Raw genomic sequence first — 15,198 nt, 5'->3', positions numbered from 1 at the left:
CCTGGGGGGATGGCGCGAAGCGACTCAGGGGGGCTTCACAATGCCGGATCGCGCAGTTCCCAGCGGATGGCGTCAATGGCCTTGAGCAACTCGGGCGACAACGTGGTACCCCACGCGTTCAGGTCTTCGTCCAATTGCGCCACCGACGTCACTCCGATGATGGTGCTGGCGACCTGCCACTTGGTATAGCAAAAGGCCAGCGCCATCTGCGTGGGGGTCATGCCGTTGTCGCGGGCCAGGGTGTTGTAGCGACGCGAGGCCTCCAGCGACTCAGGGCGGCCCCAGCGCTGCTTGCGCACCGATTCATACGACGAGATGCGCGCGCCTTGCGGGGCCGTAGGGCCGGTGATGCCGCTGTCGTCGTACTTACCCGTCAGCAGGCCAAAGCCCAAGGGCGAATAGGCCAACAGCGACACGTTCAGGCGGTGGCAGGTTTCGTCCAGCGCGTTTTCCCAGGTGCGGTTGATCAGGCAATAGGGGTTCTGCACTGTCGCCACCCGCGGCAAGCCATGCTGCTCGGCCAGGCGGACGAATTCGTGCACGCCATAGGGCGTCTCGTTAGACAGACCGATGTGGCGCACCTTGCCCGCCTTCACCAGCCCGGCAAGCGCTTCGAGCTGGGCATGGATCGGTGTCTCCGACGTTTCTTTGGCGGGGTCGTAATACAGGGCGCCAAAGGCAGGCACATGGCGCTCTGGCCAGTGGATTTGATAGAGATCGATCACGTCGGTCTGCAGGCGGCGCAGGCTGGCCTCGCACGACGCCACGATGTCGGCCGGTGCCATGCCCTTGCCCTCGCGCACCCACGGCATGCCGCGTGAGGGGCCAGCCACCTTGGTGGCCACCACCAGCTTCTCGCGGGCGCCGGGGTTTTTTGCAAACCAGTTGCCAATGATGGTTTCGGTGGCGCCAAAGGTTTCGGCCTTGGCGGGCACGGCATACATCTCGGCGGTGTCGATGAAGTTCACGCCGCGCTCCAGCGACCGGCTTAGGATGGCGTGCGAGTCGGTTTCATTGACCTGTTCGCCAAAAGTCATGGTGCCCAGGCAAATGGGGGTGACGTGCAGGTCGCTGTGACCGAGGGAAATCTTGTTCATGCAGGCAGGCTCCTTTGAGAAGCGGGCAAGTTTACGGGGGTGTTGAGTTTTGTGCAGGCGCTCGGCATGCAGCGCCGTGGTGCATCTGAACGATCCGCAGCAAAAACAGTGCCAAAACAGCCTCTAGCGTTTATTCATAAAGCGCTGATAGCTATCCTAAACATAGCAAACTCATGCCGATAAGCCCCACACCGTGCGCAGCAGCTGCAGTGTGGCCACGATGGCCGGGTCGTGCTCGGCCGCGCGCGGGTAGATGAAGCTCAACAGCGCCCCCACCCGGGCATGCGGCCAGATCACCACCTCGCCACGTTCGCTGGCGGGCAAGGCGACGTCCTCGCGCAGCAGCGACAGGCCCACGCCCGCGCGCACCAGGCTTTGCGGCAGCGAGACCTCGTCGGACTCGATCACCTGGTGCGGCGTAAGCCCCTGGCGCGCGAACATGTCGCGCATCAGCGTCTGCACATGGTGCAGTGGCGGCGCACCGATCCAGGGCATGGCAGCGATGTCGCGCCAGCCCGCATGCAGCACCTGCGGCGCCTGGCTGGCCGGCCCCGCAATGCGGTAGTGGATGGTCTGCAGCGCCAGCCCCATCACCTCGCGCGGGATGTTGGGGCCGATGTAGAAGGCGCCTTGCAGCAGCCCGGCCGCGACCTGCTCGCGCAGTTCCTCTGCAGGGCCGTTGCGCGTGCGGATCTCCAGCAGCGGCAGGCTGCGCACCAGCGCACCGAGCAGCGAGCCCAGGCGCAGGGTGTCGGGGTCGGCCACCGTGCCCAGGGTCAGCGAGCCGGTGACCTCGCCCTGCAGGTCACGCGCCTTGCCCAGCAGGTGCCCGGCGGCCGTGAGCACGTTCTCGGCATCGGACAGCAAGGCCTCGCCGGCCCGCGTGAGGCTGATGCGGCCGGGGCGCCGGTCGAACAAGGCCACGCCCAGTTCCTCTTCCAGCGCCTTGATCTGGGCGGTGATGGCCGGCTGGGTCAGGTGCAGGGCTTCGGCCGTGCGTGTCACGTGGCCGAGCTTGGCCGCCGTGACGAAGGCACGCAGTTGGTAGATCTCCATGCCGGTCAGGCCACGGAGAAGCAGAAGAAGAAAGGTTCAGGCATCGGGCTGCATTGTGGCGTGGTCACACCTTCTTACTGGTCCAGAAAGCGCACCTGCGTGGGCTCGATGCCCAGGCGTACCTCCGAGCCGGGCGCGAACATGGCCAGCCCGGCATAGTGCGGCTGGTCGGTGACCATGGCCACGTCGCCCACGCGCACCCGGTAGCGCGAGAACTCGCCCAGGAACTCGGCGCTCTCCACCAGCCCGTTGAGCCACAGGCGCGAGGCATCGACCTGCTCGTCGCGCACGCGGATGCTCACCTGGTGCGGGCGGAAGGCCAGGGCTGCAGCGCCCACGGCCGGCGGGTCGGCCGGCCGGGGCAGCGTGAGGTTGCCCAGGCCCTCCACGCGGAACACCAGCGTCTCGCCGCCCACTGACACCACCTGCCCCTCCAGCAGATTGGCCGTGCCCACGAAGCCCGCCACGAAGCGGTTGATGGGAAAGTCGTACAGCCCCGTGGCGGCACCCACCTGCTGCAGGATGCCCTTGTCGAGCACGGCCATGCGGTCGGCGGTGGTCATGGCCTCTTCCTGGTCGTGCGTCACGAAGATGGTGGTGAGACCTAGCTTGCGCTGCAGGTTCTTGAGCTCCTCGCGCATCTGCACGCGCAGCTGCTTGTCCAGGTTGGACAGGGGTTCGTCGAGCAGCAGCAGCTTGGGCTCGATGACCACGGTGCGCGCCAGCGCCACGCGCTGCTGCTGCCCACCCGAGAGCTGCCCGGGCCGGCGCTGACCGTAGTCAGAGAGCCCCACCAGCTCCAGCACCGCACCCACCTTGCGGCGGATGGCATCCTTGGTTTCGCGCCGCTCCACCAGGCCGAAGGCCACGTTGTCCCACACCGTCATGTGCGGCCACAGCGCGTAGTTCTGGAACACCATGCCCACGTTGCGCGCATGCGGCGGCGTGCCGGTGATGTCCTGCCCGTCCACCAGCAGCTCGCCGCGCTGGTGCTGATTGAAGCCTGCGATCAGGCGCAGCAGGGTCGACTTGCCCGAGCCCGAGGGGCCGAGCAGCGCGAAGAACTCGCCGGGTTCGATGCGCAGGTTGACATCGCGCAGCACTTCGGTGCTGCCATAGCTCAGGCTGATGTGCCGGGCGTCGAGAGAGACTTTGTTCATGTGCATGGAATGATCACCCCTGTTTGGCCTGCACCGTGGTGCGCGAGCGCTCCACGAAACGGTGCGAGAAATACGTGCCCAGCCCCACCACCACCACGGCCAGCACACCCAGCGCCGCGCCCGGGCCACGGCCCGAGATGCTCTGCATGTACAGGTAGATGCCGTAGCTCATGGGTGCCTGGCTTTGCGCCGACGAGAGCAAAATGGTGGCCGACAGCTCCACCGCCGCCGTGATGAAGCTGGTGACGAAGCCCGCGAGAATGCCGCCCATCATCAGCGGCACCATGATGCGGCGGATGGTGGACAGGCGCGATGCCCCCAGGCTCTGTGCCGCCTCTTCCAGCGATACATGCACCTGCTGCAGCGCCGCCATGCACGAGCGCAGCGCATACGGCAGGCGCCGCACGGCATAGGCCAGCATGATCAGCACCCAGGTGGTGACCACCGGCGTGTCGGTGAACGGCAGGTTCACGCCCTTGAACATGCGCAGGTAGCCAATGGCCAGCACCAGCCCGGGGATGGCCAGGGCCGCCGACGCCAGGTAGTCGAGCCAGCGGCGCGCCGGCAGCTGCGTGCGCAGGATCAGGTAGGCGATCGAGGTGCCGATCACCACGTCCAGCCCCGCCGCGATGAAGCAGTACAGCAGCGTGTTGCCTATCATCTGCTTGGAGTCGGTGAACACCGTGGCGTAGTGCTCCAGCGTGTAGGAATCAGGCAGCACCGAGAAGCTCCACACCTTGGAGAACGACATCAGCAAAATGCCGATGTGCGGCGCCAGCGTGACCAGCAGGACGAGCCCTATCCAGCCATAGGCCAGCACCGACTCCCAGGCCGACAGCCGCCTGCGCTGCAGCGAGCTGCCGCCCTTTTGCAGGGTGGCGTAGTCCTTGCCCTTCATCACGCGCGCGGCCATCCACAACGCGAGGATGGAGAACGCGATCATGATCACGCTGATCACATAGCCCAGCGGGTCGTCGATGCCCACCGAGGTGATGCGCAGGTAGGCCTGGGGCGCGAGCATGTTGGTCACGCCCATCACCAGCGGCGTGCCCAGGTCGTCGAACACCTTCACGAAGACCAGGGCCGCACCGGCCAGGTAGCCAGGCATGGCCAGTGGAAAGATCACCCGGCGGAACAGCCGCCAGCCGCGCGCGCCCAGGTTCAGGGCCGACTCTTCCATGGCCCCGTCGATGTTGCGCATGGACGCCACCAGGTTCAGCAGAATGAACGGAAAGTAGTGGATGCTCTCGACGAAGGTCACGCCCACCAGGCCATCCATGATGGGAATGGTGAAGCCGAAATACTCATTGAGCAGCAGGTTGAGGGACCCATTGCGCCCGAAGATCAGCTGCAGCGCCACCGCCCCGACGAAGGGCGGCATGATCAGCGGCAGCACGCCCAGCGTCTGGATCAGCAGCGCCCCGCGGAACTCGAAGCGCACCGTGAGGTAGGCCAGCGGCACGGCGATCAGGCTGGCAAAGAACACGCTCGCCAGCGATACCACGAGGCTGTTGAAGAACGACTCGCGGAACACCGACTGCTCGAAGAAGTTGGCGAAATGCCCAATGGTGAGCGCACCCGTTTCGTTGATGAAAGCGGTGTAGACCACCAGCCCCACCGGTATCAGCAGGAACAGCAGGAGGAAAGCCAGGATCAGCCCGAAGGCGACCCAGGGCCCCGCACCCGTGAGGGCATGCAGCAGACGGCGCGGACGGACCGCACCGGGCCCGGCGGCGCCGGGTTCGGAATAGACAGCAGACATGGTGGTGGCTTCCCGGCGCCCCTGCAGGGCGCCCAGTTGAAGGAGAGAGGGTGGAGGCCCCTACTTGGCCATGCCTTGCGCTTGCTGCGCCAAGCCCCGCGCGCGCTCGTAGTTCTCGCGCGACTTGGTGGCCCACAGCTGCTCCAGGCCCGTGAGCTGCTTGGAGACCTCAACGTCGCGCCGGTTCTTGCGGAACAGCGCCAGGAACTCCTCGTTCTTCACGTTGCTCTCGCCCACCAGTGCGGTGTAGGCCAGGCTGCGCGCCTGCTGCAGGAGTTCGGTGCCCTTGGCGTTGGGCTTGGCCTTCAAGGCCTTGTCCGCGTCGTGGATGGCGCGCGTGGCGGCCTGCAGCTCCTTCAGGCGAAAGGTCACCATCTGGTCGAACAGGCTGGTCACCACCTGGTAGCGGTTCTCCGACAGGTCGGCATCGAACTGCACCTTGGCGCGCTGCGCCACGTCCTGCGGCACCGGGTAGCCCGCAGGCGCCTTGAGGCTGCTGTAGGGCAGGATGGGCAGGCGGCTGATCTTGGGGTCGAACAGCAGTTGCTGGCCCTCGGTGGACATGCTGAAGGCCATGAACTTCCTGGCCTCATCGGTGTTCTTGCCGCCTGCGATCAGCGCGATGTTGGCCGGCACCACGGCGGTCATGGCCGGGTAGACGAAGTCCACCGGAAAGCCCGAGTACTTGCCCGCCAGGCCGAAGAAGTCGATCACGATGCCGATGCCATACTGGCCGTTGTTCACGCCATCGGGCACGGCAAAGCTGCGGTCGGTGACGGCGGCGGCGTTGCCCATCATGGCCAGCAACTGCGACCAGCCCTTGTCCCAGCCCTCGCCCTGCAGGATGGTCTCCACCGTGAGCTGGGTGGTGCCCGAGCGCGATGGCGAGGAGATCGCCACATGGCCGAAGTATTCAGGGCGCGTGAGGTCGGCCCACTCCTTGGGTGCGGGCAGCTTGTTGGCCTGCAGGTAGCGCGTGTTCCACATGATGCCGTAGCCCGCCAGCGCCTGGCCGTAGTACAGGCCCTGTGGGTCGTTGAGCGGGTAGTTGCCGATCTTGGCCGGCGCTGCGGGGTTCTTCGTGTCCGGCGCGGCCTGCAGCAGCTTGTTGCGCGCCAGCACCTCGAAGGCATCAGGGGCCGACGCCCACATGATGTCGGGCCGCTGGCCCTCGGGCAGCTCACGCACGTAGGCGATGGCCGCCGTGGTGTTCTTGTTCAGGATCTCGATCTTGATCCCCGGGTTCTTCGCCTCGAAGGCCTTCTGGTAGGCCGTGGTGAGTTCCTTGGGGAAGGAGGTAAGTACGGTCACGGTGCCCGCCTGGGCGCCCTGCACGAACAGACCTGCGGCCAGGGCCCCGGCACGAAGAATGCGCTGCATGCTTGTCTCCTTGATGTTCTAGTGGACCCAATGTAGGCGGGCGCAGCAACGGCGGCCAATCATTGTTTCTGATGCGGCACATCAGTCACAAGACCTGTCGGGTTATCACCTAGAACATCGAGACCTCGCGCGCTCAGCGCTCCATCAATCCATTCGAGGGCAGAGTCTCGTCGAGCAGCTTGCGCGCCGTCTCCACCCCCGCCACGGGCAGGCCCTTGGGGTCGAGCAAGCCCACCTGCACCAGCACGCTGGCCTGGTCCCAGTAGATGTGCTCGTGAAAGAGCTTGTCGCCGCGAAACTTCACCACCGCCAGCAGCGGTATCTCAACGCGCCGGCCCGTGGGCGCCACGCCGGGCAGCATCCACGGGATCTCTGTGGTGTGGGTGAAGCAAAACAGCATCTCGTCGACCACCTGCGTGGCCCCGACGGTGCGCGAGATCGGCGTGAGGCTGGTATCGGGCGGGTTGCTGTTGACGAAGTGGCGCGTGTAGAAATCATGCAGATGCCGGTGGCCCACGCCGCCCGTCATGGTGGGGATGTGGTTCACATAGGGCTCGGCCACCATGGTGGACATGGTGGCGTCCACGTCGCGCGTGGCGAACTCGTATTCGCAGTGCTTGTCCCACAGAGCGGACAGGTCGTAGTGCGGGCCCATTGCCCGCCGCAACGCGGCCACGCTGCGCTGGTGCGCCATGAGGGCCGATGGCTTGTGGAAATGGTCGCCGCCCACCCGCGCAAAAGCGTGGTCGGTGCCGGGGTAGACGTACAGCTCCACGTTCTCGCGGCCCGACAGGGCCTGCACGATGGCTTCGCGCGCGGGCGGCGGGCAAAAGCCGTCGAGCTCGGCGATGTGCAGCACCAGGCGGCACTGGATGTCTGCGGCCTCGGCTAGCGCGGCCTCGATGCCCACGCCGTAGTAGCCCACGGCCACGTCGGCATCGGTGCGGCACGCCGCCAGGTAGGCCAGCTTGCCGCCCAGGCAGAAGCCCAGCACACCCACCTTGCCGCCCTGCGTGCGGACTTCGGGGCGCGCACGCAGCGCTGAGATGGCCGTCTGCAGATCCTGCACGCCCTTGGCCTCGTCAAAGCCCTGGTAGAGACCAAAGGCGCGCGGCATGTCGCTGGCGGCGTCCAGCTCCACGGCGGGCTCCTGGCGCCAGAACAGGTCGGGCACCAGCACCACGTAGCCTTCCTCGGCGTAGTAGTCGGCCACGTCGCGCATGGTGGCGTTCACGCCGAAGATCTCCTGCGCCAGCACCAGCCCCGGGCCGCTGCCGCTGGCGGGGGTGGCAAGGTAGGCGCGAAAGCTGCCGCTGCCGTCTGCGGCGTCGAGCGTGGTCCATTGTCCTGGCATGGTGGGGGGTCCTTGTGGTATTGGGTTCGTAGGGGTCTCAGGAAGCGGTAGCACCGGGCACGGCCTGCGGCGCGCCAGCAGAGGTGGGTGCACCCGCATGCCGCGCCAGCAGTTGCCGCGTGACCACAGCATAGTCCGAGGGGTTCACCGGCTCCAGCCATTGCCTGAAGCGGGTGAGCGCGCCCAGGGGCAGCTCCATGTCCTGCAGCAGTTCGTCGATGTTGTGCACCGAGAACGGGATGATGTTGGTGCCCTTGGAGTGCTTTCCATCGGTGCGCTCTTCCATCCAGGCCAGGCGCCGGTCGATCTGCGCGTTCATCTGGTCCAGCAGTGGCAGCTGCAGCCCGCCGCGCAGGTGGTTGGCCAGCCACAACGCACCGATCTCGCAGTTGAGCTGGCTGAAGAACGAAGAGTTGTAGCCATTGAACGCCAGGCGCGGCATGCCCACCGGCAAAATGGAACGGTACAGCCGGAAGTTGCCGCGCGCATCGGTCACGCGCTGCAGCACGCTGCTGTCGAAGAAAGGCACCTGCTGGTGCCAGCCCGTGCCGCAGACCACGATGTCGGCGGGCACCGTCTCGCCAGTGCTCAACACGGCCTGGCCGGGCTGCAGCGTGCGGATGCTCACGCCCTTGCGCACGCCCAATTCGCCGGCAGCCACCTTCTCGTAGAAGCCATCGGTCACCAGGCTCACGGTGCTGCGGGCGATGGTTTCGAGCGGCGTGCCCGGGTGCAGGCCGATCTCGCGCAATTTGAGCTGGCGCGTGACCACCGACTCCACGCTGCCCAGCATGGAGTTGCGCACCGGCAGGCCCGGGCCGTGCAGGAATTTCTCGAAGCCCTTGGGCTCGATGTACTTGAACAGCGCCTCGCCCATGCGCGTGAGCAGCAGGAACTTGAAGTTCAGCACGTTCATGAACTTCTTCGGGATCTTCCAGATCAGTTGGCGCGCCAGCACCGTGGTGCTGGCGCTGTCGGCCGCGATGGCATTGGCCACGTCGCACGACGACTTGCCGTAGCCCACCACCAGCACATGCTTGCCGCGTGCATCGCCCGCGTCGTTGAACTGGCTGGTGTGGCAGACGCGCCCGCCGGCCGCCACGAAGGCATCCGCGCCCGGGTACTGCGGCACGGCCGGCTCGCTGAAGATGCCGTTGCACACCACCAGGTAGTCGAAGCGGTGCACCTCGGCCGGCAAGCCTCCGCCCTGGGCGGTCGCTGCGCGGCGCGCCTTCACGGTCCACACACCGGCCTCTTCGTCCAGCACCGCGCTCTCCACCGTGGTGGACATGCGCAGGTGCGGCACCAGTCCGAAGTGCTCGGCATACGACTGCAGGTAGGCCTGCACCTGCTGGCCCGAAGGCCACTCCGGGTAGCTGGCCGGCATCGGAAAATCCGACAGCGCATAGGTGGTACGCGGGTTCTGTGTGGTCAGGCCCGGGTAGCGGCGCGAGGCGGCCCAGACGCCACCCACGTCGGGCTCCTTCTCGAACACCGTCACCTCGAAGCCGAAGGCGCGCAGCACCTTGGCGGTGGAAAGGCCGGCAAAGCCGGCACCGATGATGCCTACGGTTCTGGTCATGGTGGCGCTCCTTCAGGACATGAGTTTGGGAATGGCAGGCTCATGCGACTCGGGCCCCATGGCCGAGTAGCCGCCGTCGCACGCATAGTCGGCACCGGTCACGAAACTGGCCATGTCCGAGCACAGGAAGAGCACCACGTTGGCCACCTCGGCCGGATCGCCCACGCGGCGCAGCAGGTGGAAGGGCGCGGCCACGCGGTCGGTCTTGGCACGGTCGCCGCCGGTGAGCTGGTCCATGATGGCCGACCAGGTCCAGCCGGGCGAAACGCTGTTCACGCGCACGCCCTCGCCCGCCAGGTCCATGGCCATGCTGCGCGTGAGCTGCACCATGGCCGCCTTGCCCACGGGGTACAGCCAGCGCCCCGTCTGCGCCACGCCCGAGGAGATGCTGGTGAAATTGACCACCGCCCCGCCCCCGACCTGCTGGAAGTGCGGGCGCACGGCCTTGAGCACCATCACCGCACTGACCAGGTTGACGTTGAGCGAGGCCAGCCAGTCCTCGCGCGGCGAGGCGATGCCGTCGTCCAGGTAGGAGCAGGCCAGGTTCACCAGGTAGTTCACCCCGCCGTGGCGGTCTGCAGCCAGGGCCACACAGGCGGCCACCTGGGCGTCATCGGTGATGTCGGTACGGCTGAACAGCACCCCGTCCCCCAGCTCGTCCGCCAGCGCCTGCCCGGCCTCGGCGTTGATGTCGGCCACCACCACCCGTACCCCAGCCTGGTGCAGCGCACGCACCACCCCGGCGCCGATGAGGGTGGCGCCCCCGGTCACGATCGCGCTCTTGCCGCGCATGCTGTCGAATCCCTGGACCATGCTGACTCCTGTGTTGTCCGAAACATGTTGCAGTGCATCAGCGGTAACACGCCGTCACATCCGCCCCGTGCACCCGGGTGCTAACGCTCTTGCGCAGCACCCGGGGCCTGCACAAGAATAGAAAGGCAGCCCGCGCATCCGCATCCCGAAAGCGCAGGGCGTATCCCGCAAACGCATGTTTTCGCGCCCCCTGCCGTGGCGTGTTTCGTGCTTGACCCAGAACCAACACCCCACCGGCCGAACCGCATGCACACCGCCCAGCAGAGCAGCACCGCGCACCCGCTACCGCTGGAGCGCTTTCGCCTATTCGACAGCCATGACCTGGACGAGGCGCGCGAGTTCGTGGGCCGCGTGTTCTGCCCGCACGAGCTGGCCACCCTGCACCGGGGCGCGCAGCTCGATGCCTGCCACCACAGCGTGCCCCTGCACCGCGATGCCAGCCTGAACTACGTGCAATACGGCCCGGCCGTGCGCATCGAGCCCGGCCACCTGGGCGGCTTCTACCTGCTGCAGATACCGCTGCGCGGTGGCGCCACCGTGCGTTGCGGCAGCCAGGCGGTGGAGTCGCATGCGCTCATGGCCTCGCTGCCCTCGCCCACCGAGCCACTGTCCATGCGTTGGCATGACGACAGCCCGCAGTTGATCGTCAAGATCGACCGCGAGGCGCTGCACGCGCGCCTGTCGGCCCTGCTGCAGGCGCCCGTTCAGCAACCGCTGGTGTTCGAGCTGGGGGTAGACCTGGCCAACCCGGCGCTCATGGGCATGGCCAGCTTCATTGCCTACCTGCGCTCGGCGGTGGAGACCAATGCCTTCCTGCTGGGCCACCCGGTGCTGGCCGAACAGGCCGAGAACCATTTGCTCACCAGCCTGCTGCTGTCCGCGCAGCACAACTATTCACAGGCCCTGGCGGCCGGCACGGCCATGCCGGGCAGCGCACCCGTGGTGCTGCCGCGCGTGGTCAAGCGCGCGCAGGAGTTCATGCACAGCCGGCTGGAGCTGCCCATCACCCTGGCCGAGGTGTGCGCGCATGTGGGCGTCAGCGCGCGTTCGCTGCAGCAGACCTTTGCACAGTGCACAGGCAAGAGCCCCATGGCCTTCCTGCGCGAGCTGCGGCTCGATGCCGCGTGCGCGGCACTGCAGCAGCCCTCCCTGGCAGAGCGTGCCCCGCAGGTCTCGGACATCGCCGCGCGCTACGGCTTCTTTCACCTGGGCCACTTTGCCGAGGGCTACCGCAAGCGCTTTGGCGAGACCCCGTCGGACACACGCCAGCGCCACGGCGAGCCCCACTGAGTCCGGCTCACCCCGGCTGCGCCACGAAGGCATCGGCAAAGAACGCCATGGGCCGCATGCCCGCCAGGTCAGCGAAGTCGCGCCGGGCCGCGTCCACCATGGCCGGGGCACCGCAGGCATACACCTCGTGCTGCGACAGGTCCGCATGGTCCTGCAGCACGGCCTGGTGCACCCAGCCGGTGCGGCCGTCCCAGGCATCGGCCTCGGGCGCATCCGACAGCACGGGCACATAGCTCAGGCGGCCCTGCAGGGCCTGCTCCCACTCCAGGCACAGGCCGTGCAGGTACAGATCGGCCCGCGCACGGCCGCCCCAGTAGAGGTGCACGCGGCGCCCGCTGCCAGTGGCCAGCAGCTGCTCCACCAGGGCCTTCACAGGTGCAAAGCCAGTCCCGCTGGCCAGCAGGATGGCCGGCGCCTGCGATGCGCCATCGTGCATGCCGAATGTGCCGAACGGCCCCTCGATGCGCAGCACGTCACGCACCTTGAGCTTGCCGAACACCTGGTCGGTGAACAGGCCGCCCGGCAGATGGCGGATGTGCAGTTCCAGCAGTTCCTGCCCCTCACGGGCCGGCGTGGCCAGCGAGTAGCTGCGCCGGCGGTTGCCGGGCAGCAGCACGTCCACATACTGCCCGGCGGCGTAGTGCAGGCGCTGCTGGCCCGCCGGGGGCTGCAGCTGCACGCGCATGACGTCGGGCGCCAGGCGTTCCATCGCCACCACGCGCACCGGCAGCTTGCGCACGGCGATGCCCGGTATGTGCGGGATCTCGGCGCATTCGACATGCAGCGGGCTCGCGGCCTGCGTGCAGCACAGCAAGTACACGCCCTGCCCGGCTTCTTCCGCAGCGAGGGCTGCAGGCTGCGCACCCGGCAGGCACACGGCCTCGCCATGCACCACCCGGGCGCGGCAGGCGCCGCAGGTGCCGGTCTTGCACTGGTGGGGCAGCAGGATGCCCTGGCGCAAGGCGGCATCGAGCACGCTTTCGCCTGCCGGGCTGGAGAAGGTCTTGCCGGACGGCAGCAAGGTGATGGCGTGCACAGGTGCTTCGGCCACGGCTGCGCCGACCTCTTCGATCATCTGCATGGGAAACCCTTTGGCGGCTTAAACGGTGAGGTAGCGCGACCACAGGCTGCGGTCGGCATTGAGCGCGGCGGAGTCGCCCTGCCAGACCACGCGCCCGCGCTCCAGGATCACATGGCGGTCGGCCAGGCCCACCAGGCGGTGCACGTACTTGTCGACCACCAGGATGGTCTGCCCCGCGGCCTTGAGCGTGGCCAGGCAGCGCCAGATCTCCTCGCGGATCACCGGGGCCAGGCCCTCGGTGGCCTCGTCCAGGATGAGCAGGCGCGGATTGGTCGACAGCGCCCGGCCAATGGCCAGCATCTGCTGCTCGCCACCCGAGAGCTGGTTGCCCAGGTGGTTCTGGCGTTCCTTGAGGCGCGGGAACACCCCGTAGATGCGCTCCATATCCCAGGCATCGCGCAGGCCGTTGCGGTGGTCGGCAAAGGCCAGCAGATGCTCGCGCACCGTGAGGTTGGGGAACACGTGGCGCCCCTCGGGCACGATGGCCAGGCCCAGGCGGGCGATGGCGTCGCTCTTGAGTTGGCCGGTGGGCTGGCCGGCAAATCGGATACCGCCGGCTGTGGGGCGCAGCGCACCCACCAGGGTCTTGATGGTGGTGCTCTTGCCCATGCCGTTGCGGCCGAGCAGGGACACCACCTCGCCTGCAGCGATGGCGAGGTCGATGCCGAAGAGCACCTGGCTCACGCCGTAGCCGGCCTCCAGGCCCTGGCAGCTCAGCAGTGGCTCGGGGGCGCTCATGGGGTCGTCTCCAGGGTTTCGGTGCCCAGTGATTCAGTGCCAAGGTAAACGGCCTGCACCTCGGCGTTGTTGCGGATCTCGTCGGGCGTTCCGGCGGTGAGCACCCGGCCATAGACCAGCACGGAGATACGGTCGGCCAGGCGGAACACGGCCTCCATGTCGTGCTCGATCAGCAGCACCGCCATGTCCTTGCGCAGGGTTTCGATGAGCTGAACCATCTGCAGCGATTCGTCAGGCCCCATGCCGGCCATGGGCTCGTCCAGCAGCAGCAGCTTGGGGGCCGAGGCCAGCGCCAGCGCCACATCGAGCGTGCGCTGCGCGCCGTGCGGCAGGGCACCCGCCACCTCGCCCATGCTGGCCTGCAGCCCCACGCGCTCGGCCAGGCGGTCGGCGGCCTCGTACAGGCCGCGTGCCTGCGAGCGCGGCTGCACAAAGCGAAAGCTCGACCCGCTGTGCGCCTGCACGGCCAGCAGCAGGTTGTCGCGCACGCTCTGTTTCGGAAAGATGCGCGTCACCTGGAAGCAGCGCGACAGCCCCTTGGCCACGCGGCGGTGCATGGGCAGCGCGGTGATGTCGGCGCCATCGAGCAGCACCCGGCCCTCGTCCGGCGCCAGCAGGCCCGAGATCTGGTTGACCAGCGTGGTCTTGCCGGCGCCGTTGGGGCCGATGAGGGCATGCACCTCGCCGTGCGCCACCGAGAGGTCCACATGGTCGGTGGCCAGCAGGCCGCCAAAGCGCTTGACCAGGCCCTGCACTTGAAAGAGGCTCATCGCGGGCTCCTTGTGCGCAGGTCTGCCAGCGCGGCCAGGCCCTTGGGCGCATACAGCGCGGTGGCGATCAACAACACGCCCAGCGGCATGTGCCAGTAGTCGGTGTTCAGCTTGAGCACCTCTTCGAGCGCCAGCCACACGGCAGCGCCCAGCGGCCCGCCCCAGCGCCGGCCCAGGCCGCCGATGACGACCATCACGATCAGCGTGGCCGATTGCGTCCAGTGCATCATCGACGGGCTCACGAAGCTGTTGCCCGTGGCCAGCAGCGCGCCCGCCAGGCCAGCGACGGCACCGGCCAGCGTGAAGGCCGCCAGCTGCAGCAGGTACACCGGGTAGCCCAGGGCGCGCATGCGGGTTTCGTTGTCGCGGATGCCCGCCAGCGCCGCGCCGAAGCGCGAGGCCGTGGCCCGGTCCAGCCACCACAGCACCAGCGCCACCAGGGCCAGCACCACCCAGTACAGCGTGGGCTCGTGCATGACGTCGAGGCTCAGGCCCAGCGCAGGCCGCATGGGCAGGGTGTAGCCGTCGTCGCCTCCATAGCTGCGCAGCGAGACGAACACGAAGTACAGCATCTGCGCGAAGGCCAGGGTGATCATGATGAAGTACACGCCCTTGGTGCGCAGCGAAATGGCCCCCACCAGCGCCGCCACCAGCGCGGCGGCAGCCATGGCAACACCCCAGACGACCCAGGCCGAGGTGGCACCCGCATCGCTGAGCACCACCACCGCATAGGCGCCCACGCCCACGAAGCCCGCATGCCCCAGCGCCACCATGCCGCCAAAGCCCATGATGAAGTTCAGGCTGGCGGCGGCCAGCGCCACCACCAGCACCCGGCGCACGAAGCCGATGTAGAAATCCAGGCCCAGGGCCGATGCCACGAGCGGGAACAGCGCCAGCGCCACCAGCAAGGCCAGCGGCAGCACTGCGCCGCGCCAGCGCGGCACAGTCTCCTGCGGCAACGCGGAAGAAGAAATATTCAGGAAAGAGGACATATCGGGTTCCGTCGGTTCTATGCGCCACCTGCAGCGCATGAAACTGGCGCGGCCAAGGCCAGTGCCCCCGCGCAAGGGCCGCCCCGCCGCGCTGGGGGCGTCCCCCTCCCGACTCGCGCAGCG

At 67.6% G+C, this 15,198-nt stretch carries 13 protein-coding genes; 1 reads left to right on the top strand and 12 read right to left on the bottom strand.

Annotated elements, in window-relative coordinates; all coding sequences use genetic code 11:
* Positions 1 to 35: 35 nt before the first annotated feature.
* From ACK41V_RS18020 to ACK41V_RS17985, 8 genes are all read right to left on the bottom strand, one after another.
* A complete protein-coding gene (locus ACK41V_RS18020; protein ID WP_409784285.1) occupies positions 36 to 1,097 on the bottom strand; it encodes an aldo/keto reductase in 1,062 nt (353 codons plus the stop codon).
* 171 nt (positions 1,098 to 1,268) lie between these two features.
* Complete coding sequence (locus ACK41V_RS18015; RefSeq protein ID WP_409784284.1) at positions 1,269 to 2,153, bottom strand: LysR family transcriptional regulator; 885 nt, start codon at positions 2,151 to 2,153, stop codon at positions 1,269 to 1,271.
* 74 nt (positions 2,154 to 2,227) lie between these two features.
* Positions 2,228 to 3,313 carry an ABC transporter ATP-binding protein gene (locus tag ACK41V_RS18010; RefSeq protein WP_409784283.1) on the bottom strand — a complete coding sequence of 362 codons (1,086 nt, stop codon included), beginning with the start codon at positions 3,311 to 3,313 and terminating at the stop codon, positions 2,228 to 2,230.
* 13 nt (positions 3,314 to 3,326) lie between these two features.
* On the bottom strand, positions 3,327 to 5,075 hold the full coding sequence (locus tag ACK41V_RS18005) for an ABC transporter permease (protein WP_409784282.1): 1,749 nt from the start codon (positions 5,073 to 5,075) through the stop codon (positions 3,327 to 3,329).
* Between the two features lie 60 nt (positions 5,076 to 5,135).
* Positions 5,136 to 6,455 (bottom strand): ABC transporter substrate-binding protein, encoded by a 1,320-nt coding sequence (locus ACK41V_RS18000; protein ID WP_409784281.1) that lies wholly within the window; start codon positions 6,453 to 6,455, stop codon positions 5,136 to 5,138.
* 133 nt (positions 6,456 to 6,588) lie between these two features.
* On the bottom strand, positions 6,589 to 7,809 hold the full coding sequence (locus ACK41V_RS17995; protein ID WP_409784279.1) for a dienelactone hydrolase family protein: 1,221 nt from the start codon (positions 7,807 to 7,809) through the stop codon (positions 6,589 to 6,591).
* A 37-nt stretch (positions 7,810 to 7,846) separates the two neighbouring features.
* A complete protein-coding gene (locus ACK41V_RS17990; protein WP_409784277.1) occupies positions 7,847 to 9,391 on the bottom strand; it encodes a flavin-containing monooxygenase in 1,545 nt (514 codons plus the stop codon).
* A 12-nt stretch (positions 9,392 to 9,403) separates the two neighbouring features.
* A complete protein-coding gene (locus ACK41V_RS17985; protein WP_409784275.1) occupies positions 9,404 to 10,204 on the bottom strand; it encodes an SDR family oxidoreductase in 801 nt (266 codons plus the stop codon).
* A gap of 246 nt (positions 10,205 to 10,450) precedes the next feature.
* On the opposite strand from ACK41V_RS17985, the gene ACK41V_RS17980 reads away from it, so the two are divergent.
* Entirely contained in the window at positions 10,451 to 11,494 is a 1,044-nt protein-coding gene (locus tag ACK41V_RS17980) for an AraC family transcriptional regulator (RefSeq protein ID WP_409784273.1), read from the top strand.
* 7 nt (positions 11,495 to 11,501) lie between these two features.
* Here ACK41V_RS17980 and ACK41V_RS17975 read toward each other — a convergent pair whose 3' ends face one another.
* The 4 genes from ACK41V_RS17975 to ACK41V_RS17960 are packed head-to-tail and all read right to left on the bottom strand — an operon-like array spanning position 11,502 to position 15,075.
* The gene (locus ACK41V_RS17975; RefSeq protein WP_409784271.1) at positions 11,502 to 12,575 is read right to left on the bottom strand and encodes a CDP-6-deoxy-delta-3,4-glucoseen reductase; all 1,074 of its coding nucleotides are present in this window, start codon (positions 12,573 to 12,575) and stop codon (positions 11,502 to 11,504) included.
* Positions 12,576 to 12,593: 18 nt separating this feature from the next.
* Complete coding sequence (locus ACK41V_RS17970; protein WP_179680820.1) at positions 12,594 to 13,313, bottom strand: ABC transporter ATP-binding protein; 720 nt, start codon at positions 13,311 to 13,313, stop codon at positions 12,594 to 12,596.
* Positions 13,310 to 14,083 (bottom strand): ABC transporter ATP-binding protein, encoded by a 774-nt coding sequence (locus tag ACK41V_RS17965; protein WP_409784269.1) that lies wholly within the window; start codon positions 14,081 to 14,083, stop codon positions 13,310 to 13,312. Before ACK41V_RS17965 ends, ACK41V_RS17970 begins: the two co-directional genes overlap by 4 nt.
* Positions 14,080 to 15,075 carry a branched-chain amino acid ABC transporter permease gene (locus tag ACK41V_RS17960; RefSeq protein ID WP_409784267.1) on the bottom strand — a complete coding sequence of 332 codons (996 nt, stop codon included), beginning with the start codon at positions 15,073 to 15,075 and terminating at the stop codon, positions 14,080 to 14,082. Before ACK41V_RS17960 ends, ACK41V_RS17965 begins: the two co-directional genes overlap by 4 nt.
* Positions 15,076 to 15,198: the final 123 nt, after the last annotated feature.

Origin of the sequence: Acidovorax sp. (genome assembly GCF_046291265.1) — a bacterium.
In the GTDB taxonomy this organism is placed as follows: domain Bacteria; phylum Pseudomonadota; class Gammaproteobacteria; order Burkholderiales; family Burkholderiaceae_C; genus Acidovorax.
Note: the sequence above shows the minus strand (reverse complement) of the source record. Positions and strands in the feature narration are given on the sequence as shown.

Bases quoted from the DNA above. Each gene is read 5' to 3' on its own strand.
- ACK41V_RS18020 (WP_409784285.1), bottom strand. From the start codon at position 1,097: ATGAACAAGATTTCCCTCGGTCACAGCGACCTGCACGTCACCCCCATT.
- ACK41V_RS18015 (WP_409784284.1), bottom strand. From the start codon at position 2,153: ATGGAGATCTACCAACTGCGTGCCTTCGTCACGGCGGCCAAGCTCGGC.
- ACK41V_RS18010 (WP_409784283.1), bottom strand. From the start codon at position 3,313: ATGAACAAAGTCTCTCTCGACGCCCGGCACATCAGCCTGAGCTATGGC.
- ACK41V_RS18005 (WP_409784282.1), bottom strand. From the start codon at position 5,075: ATGTCTGCTGTCTATTCCGAACCCGGCGCCGCCGGGCCCGGTGCGGTC.
- ACK41V_RS18000 (WP_409784281.1), bottom strand. From the start codon at position 6,455: ATGCAGCGCATTCTTCGTGCCGGGGCCCTGGCCGCAGGTCTGTTCGTG.
- ACK41V_RS17995 (WP_409784279.1), bottom strand. From the start codon at position 7,809: ATGCCAGGACAATGGACCACGCTCGACGCCGCAGACGGCAGCGGCAGC.
- ACK41V_RS17990 (WP_409784277.1), bottom strand. From the start codon at position 9,391: ATGACCAGAACCGTAGGCATCATCGGTGCCGGCTTTGCCGGCCTTTCC.
- ACK41V_RS17985 (WP_409784275.1), bottom strand. From the start codon at position 10,204: ATGGTCCAGGGATTCGACAGCATGCGCGGCAAGAGCGCGATCGTGACC.
- ACK41V_RS17980 (WP_409784273.1), top strand. From the start codon at position 10,451: ATGCACACCGCCCAGCAGAGCAGCACCGCGCACCCGCTACCGCTGGAG.
- ACK41V_RS17975 (WP_409784271.1), bottom strand. From the start codon at position 12,575: ATGCAGATGATCGAAGAGGTCGGCGCAGCCGTGGCCGAAGCACCTGTG.
- ACK41V_RS17970 (WP_179680820.1), bottom strand. From the start codon at position 13,313: ATGAGCGCCCCCGAGCCACTGCTGAGCTGCCAGGGCCTGGAGGCCGGC.
- ACK41V_RS17965 (WP_409784269.1), bottom strand. From the start codon at position 14,083: ATGAGCCTCTTTCAAGTGCAGGGCCTGGTCAAGCGCTTTGGCGGCCTG.
- ACK41V_RS17960 (WP_409784267.1), bottom strand. From the start codon at position 15,075: ATGTCCTCTTTCCTGAATATTTCTTCTTCCGCGTTGCCGCAGGAGACT.